Source organism: Actinomadura livida (genome assembly GCF_014648675.1).
Taxonomy (GTDB): domain Bacteria; phylum Actinomycetota; class Actinomycetes; order Streptosporangiales; family Streptosporangiaceae; genus Spirillospora; species Spirillospora livida.
Genome location: NZ_BMRO01000047.1, coordinates 1 through 1,449 on the forward strand (window position 1 = coordinate 1; position 1,449 = coordinate 1,449).

Sequence of the window (1,449 nt, forward strand, 5' to 3'; positions counted from 1 at the left end):
CCGCGTGATCCGCACTGGTTCAAGACCGCGGTGTTCTACGAGGTGTCGGTGCGCGGGTTCGCCGACTCCAACGGCGACGGCTACGGCGACCTGCGCGGCCTGATCAGCAAACTCGACCACCTGCACTGGCTGGGCATCGACTGCCTGTGGCTGCTGCCCATCTACCAGTCACCCCTGCGCGACGGCGGCTACGACATCGCCGAATACACCCGCATCCTCCCCGAATTCGGCGAACTCGGCGACTTCGTCGAACTCATCGACCAAGCCCACGCCCGCGGCATCAGAGTCATCGCCGACCTGGTCATGAACCACACCTCCGACCAGCACCCCTGGTTCCACGCCTCCCGCACCGACCCCGACGGCCCCTTCGGCGACTTCTACATGTGGGCCGACGACGACACCGGCTACCCCGACGCCCGCATCATCTTCATCGACACCGAAACCTCCAACTGGACCTACGACCCCGTCCGCGGCCAGTACTACTGGCACCGCTTCTTCTCCCACCAACCCGACCTCAACTACGACAACCCCGACGTCCAAGACGCCATGCTGGAAAACCTCCGCTTCTGGCTCGACCTGGGCATCGACGGGTTCCGCCTCGACGCCGTCCCCTACCTGTACGCACGCGAAGGCACCAACTGCGAAAACCTCCCCGAAACCCACACCTACCTCAAACGCGTCCGCGCCGAAGTCGACCGCCTCTACCCCGACCGCGTCCTGCTCGCCGAAGCCAACCAATGGCCCGCCGACGTCGTCGAATACTTCGGCGACCCCGCCGCCGGCGGCGACGAATGCCACATGGCCTTCCACTTCCCCGTCATGCCCCGCATCTTCATGGCCGTCCGCCGCGAACAGCGCTACCCCATCTCCGAGATCATGGCCCAGACCCCCAAAATCCCCGACTCCTGCCAATGGGGCATCTTCCTGCGCAACCACGACGAACTCACCCTGGAGATGGTCACCGACGAAGAACGCGACTACATGTACACCGAATACGCCAAAGACCCCCGCATGAAAGCCAACATCGGCATCCGCCGCCGCCTGGCCCCCCTCCTGGACAACGACCGCAACCAACTCGAACTGTTCACCGCCCTCCTGCTCTCCCTCCCCGGCTCCCCCGTCCTGTACTACGGCGACGAAATCGGCATGGGCGACAACATCTGGCTCGGCGACCGCGACGCCGTCCGCACCCCCATGCAATGGACCCCCGACCGCAACGCCGGCTTCTCCAAATGCGACCCCGCCCGCCTCTACCTCCCCGTCATCATGGACCCCATCTACGGCTACCAAGCCGTCAACGTCGAAGCCCAGGCCAACAACCCCGGATCACTCCTGCACTGGACCCGCAAAATGATCGAGATCCGGCAACGCCACCCCGTCTTCGGCGTCGGCTCCTACGTCGAACTCTCCGCCTCCAACCCCTCCGTCCTCGCCTTCACCCGCGAGATC

The 1,449-nt window shown here is 65.0% G+C and carries 1 protein-coding gene; it reads left to right on the top strand.

Annotated features, from left to right (window positions below; genetic code table 11):
* Nucleotides 1-1,449, top strand: a 1,449-nt coding sequence (gene treS, locus IEZ03_RS37240) for a maltose alpha-D-glucosyltransferase (RefSeq protein WP_189241298.1), incomplete at both ends; no start/stop codon positions are given.